The organism is Paraburkholderia sprentiae WSM5005 (assembly GCF_001865575.2).
Taxonomy (GTDB): domain Bacteria; phylum Pseudomonadota; class Gammaproteobacteria; order Burkholderiales; family Burkholderiaceae; genus Paraburkholderia; species Paraburkholderia sprentiae.
In genome coordinates, this window is record NZ_CP017561.2 from 1,461,928 (window position 1) to 1,474,999 (window position 13,072).

The following is a 13,072-nucleotide window of genomic DNA, read 5'->3' on the forward strand; positions in this document are numbered from 1 at the left end:
CGAGCGAGTTGTAGCTGCACTGTCGCGAGCGCGGCAACCGCATCCCACGATGTCTGAAGACAGCGCGCCGAGAGCTCGCGCCGCGCCGCGGCCCGTCTTGGGAACGCATCGCCTTGGGCGTTGACGTCGGATTTCGAAAACTCGAAGCGGGCGGCCCACGCGGATCGGCCGCCGCAAACACGGCCGGAAAAGATCAGTGCATTCGGTGACATTCTCGGGAACGACGCAGCGCGCAATCTGATCGAGAAACTGGCCGATGAACCGCCGGTCGGCCTCCGACAATCAGCCGTGCTTTTGCTTGCCGAGTGCCTCGTGCCGTTTTTTCATTGTTACGCGGGGATTGTTGATGTGGCTCGAATGCTGTTGTCCATGAGGGCCACTTTATCGACGAAGATGGAGCGGGCACGATTCGACGTTCGAGCTGCGCACTGTGTGCAGCCGCTAAAACAGGAAATCCGATCATGCCAAAAGGCTACCTCATCGCCCACGTGAACATCACGGATGCAGCGGCCTATGCGATCTACTCACAGGCCGCCGGCGAGGCAATCGCCAGCTTCGCAGCGAAGCACGTTGCGCCGAAAGTCGTCGCGGTCTCCGGCAAACACGAGCACGTGGAAGGCGAGACGCACACGAAACACATGGTGATCGAGTTCGATTCGTTCGCTGACGCGAAGGCGTTCTACGAGAGCCCCGAATATCAGGCGGCAAAGGCGCTGCGTGCGCAGGCTGCGAGCGGGAATTTCGTGCTGCTTGAAGGAACCGCGTAGCAAGCGGGCATTTGAAGACGCTGACCGGATTCGGTGAGTGTGGTTGCGCCATAGGAGCCCGCCGTGTGCGGGCTTTTTTTATTCCGGCGCGGCCGCGGGCTGCCGTGTATGCGCTCCGCGGCCAAACGGATTGGTTCACCACGTCATGCTCGAAACTGATGCTCGCGCCATCGCAACGCGTTTCTATCCGATTTGACCCGCGAGTTCGCGCCTTGCCTCGGCCCATTCTATGAGCGCCTGCATTGACGGCCCCAGCGCGTACCCAATGGCGCTCAGTTCGTACTCAACCCTCGGCGGAACTTGTGCGAACACCGTTCGCGTCACGATTGCGTCTTTCTCTAACTGCTTAAGCTGCTGGATAAGCATCTTCTGGCTGATTCCGTCGACCATTCGCTCGAGATCAGAAAATCGCAGCGGGCCTTTCGCCGCAAATAGTTGGCAAAGGACGATGATCTTCCATTTCCCTTCCAGGACTCGAAGCGTCTCTGTCGTGGCGGCGGCCCATTCCATGCGTCGTTGAGGATCGTCGCAGTTCCATTCACGTTGCTCCGGCATCACACTCTCACTGTTTGTTACTGACCTTTTGGTGGGTACTTACCATTATGACAGCAGCAACATAGACTATCCGTTGCACGATCAGACGAGGGCCAAGCAAATGCGAATCGGAATCATCGGAACAGGCCACATCGGCGGGACCATCGCCCGAAAATTGAAAGCTGTCGGACACGACATTCGCGTTGCGAATTCGAGAGGGGTGCAGAGCGTGCGCAGCTTTGCCGCAGAAATCGGCGCAACGGCCGTCGATGTGAGTGGTGCCGTCCGCGATGTTGACGCGATCATTGTGGCGATACCGCTGCCTGCCATGGCGCTATTACCGAAAGAGCTGTTCGACTCTGTTCCTGCGGATGTACCGATTGTCGATACAAGCAACTACTATCCCGGCATGCGCGATGAGTCGATACCGGAAATCGAAGACGGGATGCCGGAAAGCGTCTGGGTCTCGAAGCAACTCGGCCGTCCGGTTATCAAGGCATTCAACAATATTCTCGCCTATTCTCTTGCCGAGCTAGGCCGTCCCGAAGGTGCGCCTGATCGTCTTGCTGTAGCCGTGGGCGGGGACAATCCGACATCGAAGCAGATCGTGATCGCACTGGTGAATGACGCCGGCTTCGATCCCGTCGATTCGGGCTCGCTCGAAGACTCCTGGCGGCAGCAGCCGGCGACCCCCGCATATTGTTGCGATTACGGCATCGAAATGATGCGCAAGGGGCTCGCCGCAGCCGTGAAGGGGATGGCGTCCGGGAAACGCGGCCGGATGGCCGAGCTATTCGCCCAGCTAGGACCTGATCCAAGCCATGCCGATATCGTGAAGATGAACCGGTCGCTCAATCCGCTTGCTTGACTTTGCGAGCCGACCGACCACGAGAACTAATCTATTTGCGAGCCGGGAAATTCTTGTCGGTTGCGCCCCCGCCACGAAGGTAGGGCACAAGGGTTGCGATCATGACGGCGACCCGGCGCTTTCCGGTACACTGTGCGCCGTCACAAATGTGTCACCTACAGCCGCCGCGCGTAGCCGCCATGCAACCCCGCGATTCATACGGGCGGACAGCCAAACTCGGAATACGTAAAGAATACGTAGGTGCCACACTCCTAACCGGTTGATTTTAAATAGTTTGAGTGGACTTTATGTTAGGTCGCCTACTGCCCACCGAGGGCAAGTTCTTCGAAATATTCAATTCGCACGCAATCTGCATCATCTCGGCAAGCCGCGAACTCGAACTCCTGATCGACAATCTGCAGGACGCCGAAACCCACAAGCAGAACGTGCAGAAGGCCGAGAAAGCGGCTGACAAGCTCACGCACGAAGCCATCGATCTGCTGCACAAGACCTTCATCACGCCGCTCGATCGTGACGAGATCCACAAGCTGATTACGACGATGGACGACATCCTCGACCTGATGGAGGACGTCGCCACCGCGATCTCGCTGTATGACGTGCAAGCGGTCACGTCGGAGGCGAGCCAGCTCGCGCATATCTGCACGGCGACCTGCGAGCGCGTGCAGTTCGCGGTTAGCCTGCTGTCGGACATGAAGCAGGCGAGCCAGATCCTGAAGGCCTGCGAGGACATCGACCGGCTCGAATCGGAAGCCGATCGCGTGCTGCGCGCGGCGATGTCAAAGCTGTTCCGCGAGGAAGACGACGTCAAGGTCCTGATCAAGCTGAAGGCGATCTACGAACTGCTCGAAACGATCACGGACAAGTGTGAGGATGTGGCGAACATCATCGAAGGCATCGTGCTGGAAAACGCATAATGCAATCGATACAACTCGCTATCTGGGTCGTCATCGGCCTGGTTGCTATCGCGCTGGTGTTCGACTTCATGAACGGTTTTCACGACGCGGCGAATTCGATCGCCACGGTCGTGTCGACTGGCGTGCTGAAGCCGCAGCAGGCGGTGGCGTTCGCCGCGGCGTTCAACGTCATCGCGTATTTCGTGTTCCACCTGAAGGTGGCCACGACCGTCGGCAAGGGGACGATCGACCCGGACATCGTCGATCACTACGTGATCTTCGGCGCGCTGGTCGGCGCGATCGCGTGGAACGTGATCACCTGGGTGTACGGTATCCCGTCCAGCTCGTCGCACGCGCTGATCGGCGGGCTCGTGGGCGCGGCGCTCGCGAAGTCGGGCTGGGGGTCGCTCAACTGGGACGGCCTGATGAAGACCGTCGCGTTCATCTTCATTTCGCCGCTGCTCGGCTTCGTGCTCGGCTCGTTTTTCATGCTGCTGGTGTCGTGGCTGTACTTCCGCACGCCGCCGAGCAAGGTCGACCGGCGCTTCCGCCGCCTGCAGCTGATCTCCGCTGGCCTGTATAGCCTCGGTCATGGTGGCAACGACGCGCAGAAGACCATCGGCATCATCTGGATGCTGCTGATCGCCACCGGCTTCGCGTCGATGAAGGCGGATGCGCCGCCGCTGTGGGTGATCGGCGGCTGCTATCTGTCGATGGGCTTGGGAACGCTGTTCGGGGGCTGGCGCATCGTGCGCACGATGGGGCAGAAAATCACAAAGCTCAAACCAGTCGGCGGCTTCTGCGCGGAGTCGGGCGGGGCGATCACGCTGTTTACCGCGTCGGCGCTCGGCATTCCCGTGTCGACCACGCACACGATTACCGGGGCGATCGTCGGGGTCGGCGCGACGCAAAAGTTGAGCGCGGTGCGCTGGGGCGTGGCCGGCAACATCGTCTGGGCGTGGATTCTGACGATTCCGGCTTCCGCGGTGCTGTCCGGCGGGGCCTGGTGGCTGGGTCACCACTTGCTGTAGTCACCGTGGGATGCGGCCCACGCTGCTCTGCTTTGCAGCCGTCGGGTCGTCGAACCCGTTCAGATTAACGGTGCATTCGCGCCATCCATCGGCACGATCGCGCCCGTCACATAGCTCGCGCGGCGGCTCGCGAGGAACATCGCCACATCGGCGATTTCCTCCGGTTTTGCGTAGCGGCCGAGCGGCATCCCGGCCTGGCCGCGCGCGAGCGCTTCGTCGTTGTTGATGCCTTGCTGCGCCGCCTCCAGCCGGACGGCTTCCTCGACGCGCTCCGTTAGTGTCGCGCCGGGATTGATCGCGTTGATGCGGATGCCGTAGCGCGCGTAGTAGTGCGCGAGGCCTACCGTCGCGAGCATCAGCGCCGCGTTGGCCGCGCCGCCCGCAATGTGAATGTCGCTCGCCACCTTGCCGCCCATGCCGATGATATTGACGATCGCGCCCGGCTCGGCACCACCGTTGGCCTTCGCGCGCTCGGCCATACGGCGCAACACTTCCTGCTGTGGATAGATGTACGGGAAATACTTCGCTTCCATCGTTGCGCGGAATGCGTCGGCATCGAGCGTTTCGGGGTCGTACCGGCGCGCGGCGCCGGCGCTATTGATCAGCACGTCGATCGGGCCCACTGCGGTGCTGACTTCCTCGACGATATCGGCGGCGCTGTGCGGCTCGTGCAGGTCTGCGCGCGTGCGGTGTACGTGGAATCCTTCCTGTTTCAGCTGCTCGTAGGCGCGCGCCAGATTGGCGGGGTCGCGCGACACGATCGCGACCTTCGCGCCTTCCTGCGCGAAGGCTCGCGCGCAGGCGAAGCCGATGCCTTTGCTGCCGCCGGTGATCAGCACCACCTTGTTTTTGAGCCCGAGTTCCATGGTCGTCACCCGCCGTCGAAAGAATATCGATGACGATAGCAGATCGCGGCGTCAGAAGTTGCCGTTCGCGAAACGGGCGATCGGGTCGTCGCTGCTTTGCGTGGGCGCAGGCGCGCCGTGGGACGCCGTCGACGCGCGCATGAGCTGAACGCCGCCAGTGCCTTCGGTCTGCTGGGCCTGCCGGGCCTGGCGTTCCGCGATCGAGGCGGGCGGGGGCGGCTCGAACGCGTCGGCGGCGGCGTCGATTGGGTCGGGCGCAGTTTGCGCAACGGTGCGGGCGGTCGTCGCGGGCTGCATCGGTTGCGCGGGCGAAGAAACGCCGCTTTCATACGTGCTCGCGCGAGCCATCGGGGTCTCCGGCGGTGCCACGGCGCCCGCCGAGCGCGCCTGCATCTGCGCGGCGCTGAGGCCGGACGGCGGCGGCTCGAACTGATCGGCTTGCGCGACGGGCGTGCTGCCTGCACTGGTCGCCCGGCTCGCCGGGGTTGCGCGCGCGGCCGGCTGGGCGGTCGCCATCGACGGCGCGCTAGACATCGCCGTCGCCGCGACCGCGGCACCACGCTCGGGCTGCGGCGCCGCCGCCTGATAACTCGGCGTATCGAACGGCGCCGGCGTCGCCGCCGGCCCCGCCATCCGGCGGATGCCGTCGAAGCGCCGCGCCCAGTAGGGATTGGTCAGATAGTCGAGCCGCACCGTGCCGCCCGTCGACGGCGCGTTGACGAAACGCAGCTTGCCCACGTAGATGCCGACGTGCGAATGCGCACGCCCGGTCGTGTTGAAAAAGATCAGATCGCCGGGCGCGATTTCGTCCGGTTCGATCGACTCGCCGCGCCCGCTCATCTCTGCCGTCGTGCGCGGCAGGTTCACCGACGCCGCGCGCAGCACGACGTAACGCACGAGCCCGCTGCAATCGAAACCGCTGTCAGGCGTATTGCCGCCCCAGCGGTACGGCACGCCGACGAGGCTCATTGCCTGAATCGAGATTTCCTCGCGGCCGATGCTGTGATCGACGAAGTGGGGGAAGCCGGGCGGCGGCGCGTGGTAGGCGCCGTTCGCGACAACGATGCCGCCGGACCCGCGCGAGCTCTTCTGCGGCGCGCCGGCGCAGGCGGCGAGCAACAGGACGGGCAGCAGCGATAAGGCGAGTCGGCGCATGAAGAGGACACGGGCGGTAAACGCCCGCTTACTCACTGACGATGTCGCGATGGTAGCCGCCCAACAAGGCTGCCGCAAGAATTGTTGATAAATTACTTGAAGTTCGGGCGCTAAGTGTTGCCCGCATGGAACGCCGGCGCAATAAAAAAAACCGCGTCCGGAATCAACCGGCCGCGGCTTGCGATGAAAAACCGAAAAAACCGGCGAACGCCTAGAGGATCTCCGACGCGTAATCAGCGAGGCGCGAGCGCTCGCCGCGCGCGAGCGTCACATGTCCGCTGTGCGCCCAGCCCTTGAAGCGGTCGACCACATACGTCAGGCCGGAACTGCCCTCGGTCAGGTAAGGGGTGTCGATCTGCGCGATGTTGCCGAGGCAAATGATCTTCGTGCCCGGACCCGCGCGCGTAACGAGCGTCTTCATCTGCTTCGGCGTCAGGTTCTGCGCTTCGTCGATGATCAGATACTTGTCGACGAACGTGCGGCCGCGCATGAAGTTCATGCTCTTGATCTTCAGGCGCGAGCGGATCAACTCCTGGGTCGCGGCGCGGCCCCATTCGCCGGCGGCGTCGTCGGTTTTCTGCAGGACTTCGAGGTTGTCGTCGAACGCACCCATCCACGGCTGCATCTTTTCCTCTTCGGTGCCCGGCAGGAAGCCGATGTCTTCGCCGACCGGCACCGTCGCGCGCGTCACGATGATCTCGTTGTAGCGCTTGTCGTCGAGCACTTGCGCGAGACCCGCCGCGAGCGCGACCAGGGTCTTGCCGGTACCGGCCTGGCCGAGCAGCGTGACGAAGTCGATCTCCGGATTCATCAGCAGGTTCAGCGCGAAGTTTTGCTCGCGATTGCGCGCCGTGATGCCCCACACGTTGTTCTTGTGGTGGCCATAGTCACGCAGTGTTTGCAGCAGTGCGGTCTTGCCGTTCAGCTCCCGCACCAATGCATGAAAAGCGGGCTCGCCGTTTTGCGGCTCGAGATAAACGAACTCGTTGACCAGCATCGACGCGCACAGCGGACCTGTCACACGGTAGTACGTGGTGCCGGTTTTCGTGTCCTGCCAGCTTTCCATGCCCTTCGCGTGCCGGGTCCAGAAATCCTGCGGCAGCGCGCGGATGCCCGTGTACAGCAGGTCGCTGTCCTCGAGCACCTGGTCGTTGAAGTAGTCTTCGGCGGGCAGGCCGAGCGCATGCGCCTTGATGCGCATATTGATGTCTTTCGACACCAGCACGACCTGGCGATCCGCGCGATCGCGCTGCAGCGCGCGCACGACGCCGAGAATCTGGTTGTCCGCCTTGCCTTCGGGCAGACCTTCGACGCGCTCGATGGCGGTCAGCCGGGTCTGGAAGTAGAGCCGCCCGGACGCCTCGCGGCTACCCAGACGCGCGAGCGAAATGCCGTCGGCCATGTCGCCCGCGTTGGCGACCAGTGCGTCGAGCGTGCGGCTCACCTGACGCGCATTACGCGCGACTTCCGACATCCCCTTCTTGTGGTCATCGAGCTCTTCCAACGTCATCATCGGCAGATAGACGTCGTGCTCCTCGAAGCGGAACAGGCAGCTCGGATCGTGCATCAGCACGTTGGTGTCGAGAACGAAAAGCTTCTGGACCTCGGCTGGCGTGGCGCCCGTACCGCGTTTCTTGCGCGTGGTGCCCCGGGCTGCCGCGGCGGGTGCTGGGGCTGTTTCCGCCGTGGGCTGCCTTGCCGCAGGCGCGCGCGCGACGACCGGCTGCGCGTCAAGCTGCGCTTGGGCCGCATCGGTTTCGAGCTGCGCGCGCCCGGCGGGGACCGGCTGCAACAGCGCGGCGGTTTGCCTGGTCCGGCGGCCGCGCGCGGGCGCGGGCGCCGGTTGTGCGGCGGGCGGCGATTCGACGGCGGGCACGGGCCACAACGTGGTGGCGGCGTTGGCGGCGTGCGCCATGGGTGTGGCGACATTGGCGCGGCCGTAATCGGCCGAGTCTGCGGATTCCCCTTCACGCGCCGGTTTTTTCGCGGTGGAGCGCGCGGGCGTGACGGCTTTGGCCTTGTATTCGTCAGGCGACAAAAGATTGCCGAGCTTGTTGGGGGGGGTAGGCAAAGGCATGGTTTCCCTCGAAATGATCGGGTCACATATCGTGCGCCGCCCGTCGCATTCTGACGATGCCCTTATGGGACACCCAGTTTGCGCGAGGAGGCGCGCATTCGGTCTAGAGATGCCGGTTCGCCTGGTCTTCGATAGGCTCCTTGACGGAAGCGCGCGAACCAATGAACGAACGGTCGCGCGCAATCAAAAAAGCCGCCGCCCCGGCATTCGGGGCAAGCGGCTCGACGATGACGCTCACGTTGCGCCTCACGCTCGGAACGGCACCGGTGGATCCGGTCAAGCGGCCGTCAGAGCTGGCGCAGCGGAGAAAAATGTGGGGTGGACAGGCACTCATTGCGGCCCAATATAACGCGCATCAAAGCGCTTGTACAGCCTCCAGAATATCGTCGACGTGGCCCGGCACCTTGACGCCGCGCCACTCCTGGCGCAGCACGCCATCAGCGTCGATGAGGAAGGTGGAGCGCTCGATTCCGCGTACCTCTTTGCCATACATTTTCTTCATTTTGATGACGGCGAAGAGGGCGCACAGCGTTTCTTCCGGATCGGAAATCAGCGGGAAGGGTAATTCGAGCTTGGCCTTGAAATTGTCATGCGACCGTAGGCTGTCACGCGACACGCCGATCACTTCCGCGCCGGCCTTCTTGAACTTCGGATACAGATCGCGGAACTGCAGCCCTTCGGTGGTGCAGCCCGGCGTGTTGTCCTTCGGATAGAAATACAGCACCACCTTCTTGCCCCGCAGCTTTGACAGCGTGATCTCGCCGCCCGTCGCGGCGGCGGTGAAGTCGGGGATGGGTTGGGCGACTGCGATGGACACGAGGTTCTCCGGTTATTGGTGCCGGCGTCGCTAGGTGCCGCGGCGTCGGCTGGTCTGTCGTCGGGGTTGTTGTTCTTGTTCGGGAACTCGGACGGGCGCGCGGCCGTGCATTTGACGACTACCGCGCCGGGCCGCGGCCCTTCAGGGCTGGATGATCAGTTCGCCGGAGCGCCCCGGAATCTCGCCCCACGTAACAGGGTACGATGGCAGCGTGTCCCGGTCTAGCGTGGCGTAGTAATCGCCCATCGTCGCAAACGTGTGGCCTTGCGCGCGCCAGCCCTCGAGCAGCTGTTCGAATACCGGCGCGAGCTTCTGTCCTTCGAGTTCCGCGTGCAGTGTGAACACCTGGTCGTGCGGATTTTTTTCGGTCTGCTTCAGCATCCACGCGGCGACGTTGTGCGTGTCGACACCGTCGACACCGAGCACTTCGTCGAGGGTCGGCAGCGTGGTCGGCATCTGCACGTGCGCAAGCGTCTTGCCGTCGACCACCGGCCGATACGGCGAGTGGCCGCGGCCGTCGGACGCGTAGCGCATGCCCCACGCGTCGATCTGTTCGAACGCGTGGCCGTTCATCTGCCAGCCCGCCGCGCCGTGAGTGACGGGCGACGCCCCGAACACGTCGATGAATCGCGCGTGGCTCCGCTGCATCTGCGCGACGGTCCACGCGCGATCTTTGGCGCGCACGTTGTCCTGCCAGTACACGTGATCCCACGTATGGATGCCGCACTCGAAGCCGGCTTCGTGGATCGCGCGCATCTCGGCCGCGGCCTTCGCGCCGATATCCGGAGCGGGCAGCAGCACGCCGTACATCAGCTGCCTGACACCGTAATGCTCGACCACCGAGGTGCGCGACACCTTCTTAAGGAAGCCCGGCCGCAGCACCCGACGCATCGCCCAACCGGTGTGGTCGGGCCCGAGGCTGAACAGGAAGGTGGCGCGCGCCTTGAAGCGGTCGAAGATGCGCGCGAGATTCGGCACGCCTTCGCGGGTGCCGCGCAGCGTGTCGACGTCGATCTTCAGGACGATGCGAGCCAAGGACGCGCCCTTATTGCTGTTCGACGAGTGCGCGGGCTTCGGCGACGTGGCCGCGATACGCTTCGAAAATCTTGCGCAGCGCTTCGTCGAAAGTCGAGGTGGGCGCCCAGCCGAGTTCCTGCATCGTGTTGTCGATCTTCGGCACCCGATTCTGCACGTCCTGATAGCCGGCGCCGTAGTACGCGCCCGACGACGTCTCGACCAGTTGCACCTGCCTGGCCGAGTCCGCGTATTCGGGGAATTCGGCCGCGAGTGCCAGCATCTTGTGCGCGAGCTCACGCACCGAGAAGTTGTTGGTCGGATTGCCAATGTTGTAGATCTTGCCGGTGGCGACGCCGTTCTTGTTCTCGATGATTTTCATCAGCGCGCCGATGCCGTCGTCGATGTCCGTGAACGCACGCTTCTGCGCGCCGCCGTCGACGAGGCTGATGTTCTCGCCGCGCACGATGTGACCGAGGAACTGTGTGACCACGCGCGAGCTACCTTCCTTCGGCGTGTAGATCGAGTCGAGGCCCGGGCCGATCCAGTTGAACGGACGGAACAGCGTGAAGTTCAGGCCTTCCATGCCGTAGCCCCAGATCACGCGGTCCATCAGCTGCTTCGAGCACGCGTAGATCCAGCGTGGCTTGTTGATCGGGCCGTACGACAGCTGCGATTCTTCCGGATCGAACTGCTCGTCCGAGCACATGCCGTAGACCTCGGAGGTCGACGGAAACACCAGATGCTTGCCGTACTTGACGGCCGAACGCACGATCGGCAGGTTCGCCTCGAAGTCGAGTTCGAACACCCGCAGCGGCTGCTTCACATAAGTAGCGGGTGTGGCGATCGCGACGAGCGGCAGGATCACATCGCACTTCTTGACGTGATATTCGACCCATTCCTTGTTGATCGTGATGTCGCCTTCGAAGAAGTGCATCCGCTCATGATTGAGAAGGTCGCCCAGACGTTCAGTCTGCATGTCCATCCCGAACACTTCCCAGTCGGTGGTTTCGAGAATGCGTTTGGACAGGTGATGGCCGATGAAGCCATTCACACCCAGAATCAGGACTTTTTTCATGAATGAGATTGGATGAGCTGGGCGAATTCCGCCGGACTGACGGCAGTCTCGCCGCCGTCGTGCTGGTGCCGCAATTCTTGGATGTTGATCGCGCGGCCGTCGCCGCAGATCGCGAAAACGGCATTATCGCTTACGTGCAGGCCCGGGGGCAAATCCGAGCGGAGCGCCCCGGGCGCGGCCAGACGCGCGCGCGCGACGATGAAACGATGCCCGTTCAGATCGGCAAAGGCGCCCGGATACGGCGGCGCGACCGCGCGGATCAGGTTGTAGACCTGCTGCGCGGACTGGTTCCAGTCGATGCGGCCGTCTTCCGGTTTGCGCCCGCCGTAATAGCTGCCGTGCGCGAGATCGTTCGGAAGATGCGGCGCCTCGCCCGCGAGCAGCGCCGGCAGCACGCGCCATAGCGTCTGCTCGGCGGCGACCGTGACCTTGTCGAAGACCTGCGCGGCCGTGTCGTCGGGCAGGATCGGCACCGCTGTTTGCGCAATGATCGCGCCCGCGTCGGGCTTCCCGGCCATTTCGTGCAGCGTTGCGCCGGTTTCGCTTTCGCCGTTGAGCACCGCCCAATTGGTCGGTACGCGACCGCGATACTTCGGCAGCAGCGAGCCGTGCATGTTGTAAGCGCCCCGTGCAGCGATCGCGAGCAGGTCGAGCGGCAACATGTGGCGGTAGTAGAACGAGAAGATGAAGTCCGGCCGCGCGGCGCTCACCGCGGCGCGCAGCTGTGGGCTTGTCGGATCGGCCGGCGTGACGACGGCGATGCCGTGCTCGGCCGCCACCGAGGCCACGCTGCCGAACCAGATGTTTTCGCTCGGGTTGTCTTCGTGCGTAACGACGAGCGCGACGTCGACGCCGCGCGCGAGCAGCACCTGCAGGCACCGCACGCCGACGTTGTGATACGCGAATACGACCGCGCGCGGCTTCATGGATTGCGCCCCTGATCGACAACCGGCACCGGCTGCACGGCCTGCACGACGGTCTGACGCGGCGCGTCGGTGACGGCCGCGCCGTCGCGTTCTTCGAGAATGGTCTGCACCAGATAACGCGGCCGCGCACGCACCTGCTGATAGATCCGGCCGATGTATTCGCCGAGCAGGCCGAGCGCGAAAATGATCACGCCGAGCAGGAAGAAGGTGATTGCAAACAGCGTGAACACGCCTTGCACTTCCGCGCCGATGATGAAGCGGCGAATCAGCAGCAGGACGAAGAGCGCCGCGGACCCCAGCGACAGGATCACGCCGATGAACGACAGCCATTGCAGCGGCACCACGGAGAAGCCGGTGACGAGGTCGAAATTCAGACGGATCAGCGAGTACAGCGAGTATTTCGATTCGCCGGCGAAGCGTTCTTCGTGCGCAACCTCGATTTCCACCGGATTCTGCGCGAACGTGTACGCGAGCGCCGGAATGAAGGTGTTGATTTCTCCGCAGCGGTTGATCGTATCGACGATATGGCGGCTATAGGCGCGCAGCATGCAGCCCTGATCGGTCATCTTGATACGCGTGATGCGCTCGCGCAGATGATTCATCGCGCGCGAGGCCTTGCGCCGCCACAGGCTGTCCTGGCGCTGCCGACGGATCGTGCCGACGTAGTCGAAGCCCTCGCGCATCTTGGCGACGAGCTTGCCGATTTCCTCGGGCGGATTCTGCAGGTCGGCGTCGAGCGTGATCACGATGTCACCACGCGACTGCTCGAAGCCCGCGAGAATCGCCATGTGCTGGCCGTAGTTGCCGTTCAGCAGGATCACGCGTGTCGTGTCGGGGCGCGCGCGGAACTGCCCGGCGAGCAGCGCGGCGGACTTGTCGCGGCTGCCGTCGTTGATGAAGATCACTTCATAACCGGCGCCGAGCGCGTCGAGCGCCGGATAGAGGCGCGCAAACAGCGCGGCCAGTCCGGCTTCTTCGTTGTACACCGGAATGATGATCGACACTTCCGGTGCGACGGCGCGATGTTCCGAATAAGTCATGTCCGC

General features: G+C 63.5%; 14 protein-coding genes. 4 read left to right on the forward strand and 10 right to left on the reverse strand.

What is annotated here, in order from left to right; genetic code table 11:
- Positions 1-461 precede the first annotated feature (461 nt).
- Positions 462-767, forward strand: coding sequence for a DUF1330 domain-containing protein (locus BJG93_RS06720; protein WP_027197546.1), 306 nt, complete (start codon positions 462-464; stop codon positions 765-767).
- A gap of 183 nt (positions 768-950) precedes the next feature.
- Here BJG93_RS06720 and BJG93_RS06725 read toward each other — a convergent pair whose 3' ends face one another.
- The gene (locus BJG93_RS06725; protein WP_027197547.1) at positions 951-1,322 is read right to left on the reverse strand and encodes a winged helix-turn-helix transcriptional regulator; all 372 of its coding nucleotides are present in this window, start codon (positions 1,320-1,322) and stop codon (positions 951-953) included.
- Positions 1,323-1,422: 100 nt separating this feature from the next.
- Between BJG93_RS06725 and BJG93_RS06730 the strand changes: the two genes are divergently transcribed.
- The 3 genes from BJG93_RS06730 (at position 1,423) to BJG93_RS06740 (ending at position 4,093) form a co-directional block, all read left to right on the forward strand.
- Entirely contained in the window at positions 1,423-2,169 is a 747-nt protein-coding gene (locus tag BJG93_RS06730; RefSeq protein ID WP_027197548.1) for an NADPH-dependent F420 reductase, read from the forward strand.
- Positions 2,170-2,456: 287 nt separating this feature from the next.
- The gene (locus tag BJG93_RS06735; protein WP_027197549.1) at positions 2,457-3,083 is read left to right on the forward strand and encodes a DUF47 domain-containing protein; all 627 of its coding nucleotides are present in this window, start codon (positions 2,457-2,459) and stop codon (positions 3,081-3,083) included.
- Positions 3,083-4,093, forward strand: coding sequence for an inorganic phosphate transporter (locus BJG93_RS06740; protein ID WP_027197550.1), 1,011 nt, complete (start codon positions 3,083-3,085; stop codon positions 4,091-4,093). The genes BJG93_RS06735 and BJG93_RS06740 overlap by 1 nt, the downstream gene beginning before the upstream one ends.
- A gap of 59 nt (positions 4,094-4,152) precedes the next feature.
- On the opposite strand, the gene BJG93_RS06745 is transcribed toward BJG93_RS06740, so the two are convergent.
- The 9 genes from BJG93_RS06745 to BJG93_RS06780 form a co-directional block, all read right to left on the reverse strand.
- Positions 4,153-4,959, reverse strand: a complete 807-nt coding sequence (locus BJG93_RS06745) for an SDR family oxidoreductase (RefSeq protein ID WP_027197551.1) — start codon at positions 4,957-4,959, stop codon at positions 4,153-4,155.
- A gap of 51 nt (positions 4,960-5,010) precedes the next feature.
- Positions 5,011-6,114, reverse strand: coding sequence for a C40 family peptidase (locus tag BJG93_RS06750; RefSeq protein ID WP_071336535.1), 1,104 nt, complete (start codon positions 6,112-6,114; stop codon positions 5,011-5,013).
- 211 nt (positions 6,115-6,325) lie between these two features.
- Positions 6,326-8,191 (reverse strand): PhoH family protein, encoded by a 1,866-nt coding sequence (locus BJG93_RS06755; RefSeq protein ID WP_027197552.1) that lies wholly within the window; start codon positions 8,189-8,191, stop codon positions 6,326-6,328.
- Between the two features lie 103 nt (positions 8,192-8,294).
- Positions 8,295-8,429: a hypothetical protein gene (locus tag BJG93_RS36045; protein ID WP_269217460.1), complete on the reverse strand. Its 135-nt coding sequence runs from the start codon at positions 8,427-8,429 to the stop codon at positions 8,295-8,297.
- Between the two features lie 117 nt (positions 8,430-8,546).
- Positions 8,547-9,008: a peroxiredoxin gene (locus BJG93_RS06760; protein WP_027197553.1), complete on the reverse strand. Its 462-nt coding sequence runs from the start codon at positions 9,006-9,008 to the stop codon at positions 8,547-8,549.
- Positions 9,009-9,149: 141 nt separating this feature from the next.
- Entirely contained in the window at positions 9,150-10,043 is an 894-nt protein-coding gene (locus BJG93_RS06765; RefSeq protein ID WP_027197554.1) for a polysaccharide deacetylase family protein, read from the reverse strand.
- A 10-nt stretch (positions 10,044-10,053) separates the two neighbouring features.
- On the reverse strand, positions 10,054-11,100 hold the full coding sequence (locus tag BJG93_RS06770; RefSeq protein ID WP_027197555.1) for a bifunctional UDP-4-keto-pentose/UDP-xylose synthase: 1,047 nt from the start codon (positions 11,098-11,100) through the stop codon (positions 10,054-10,056).
- Positions 11,097-12,026: a formyltransferase gene (locus BJG93_RS06775; RefSeq protein ID WP_027197556.1), complete on the reverse strand. Its 930-nt coding sequence runs from the start codon at positions 12,024-12,026 to the stop codon at positions 11,097-11,099. The genes BJG93_RS06770 and BJG93_RS06775 overlap by 4 nt, the downstream gene beginning before the upstream one ends.
- A complete protein-coding gene (locus BJG93_RS06780; protein WP_027197557.1) occupies positions 12,023-13,066 on the reverse strand; it encodes a glycosyltransferase in 1,044 nt (347 codons plus the stop codon). The genes BJG93_RS06775 and BJG93_RS06780 overlap by 4 nt, the downstream gene beginning before the upstream one ends.
- Positions 13,067-13,072: the final 6 nt, after the last annotated feature.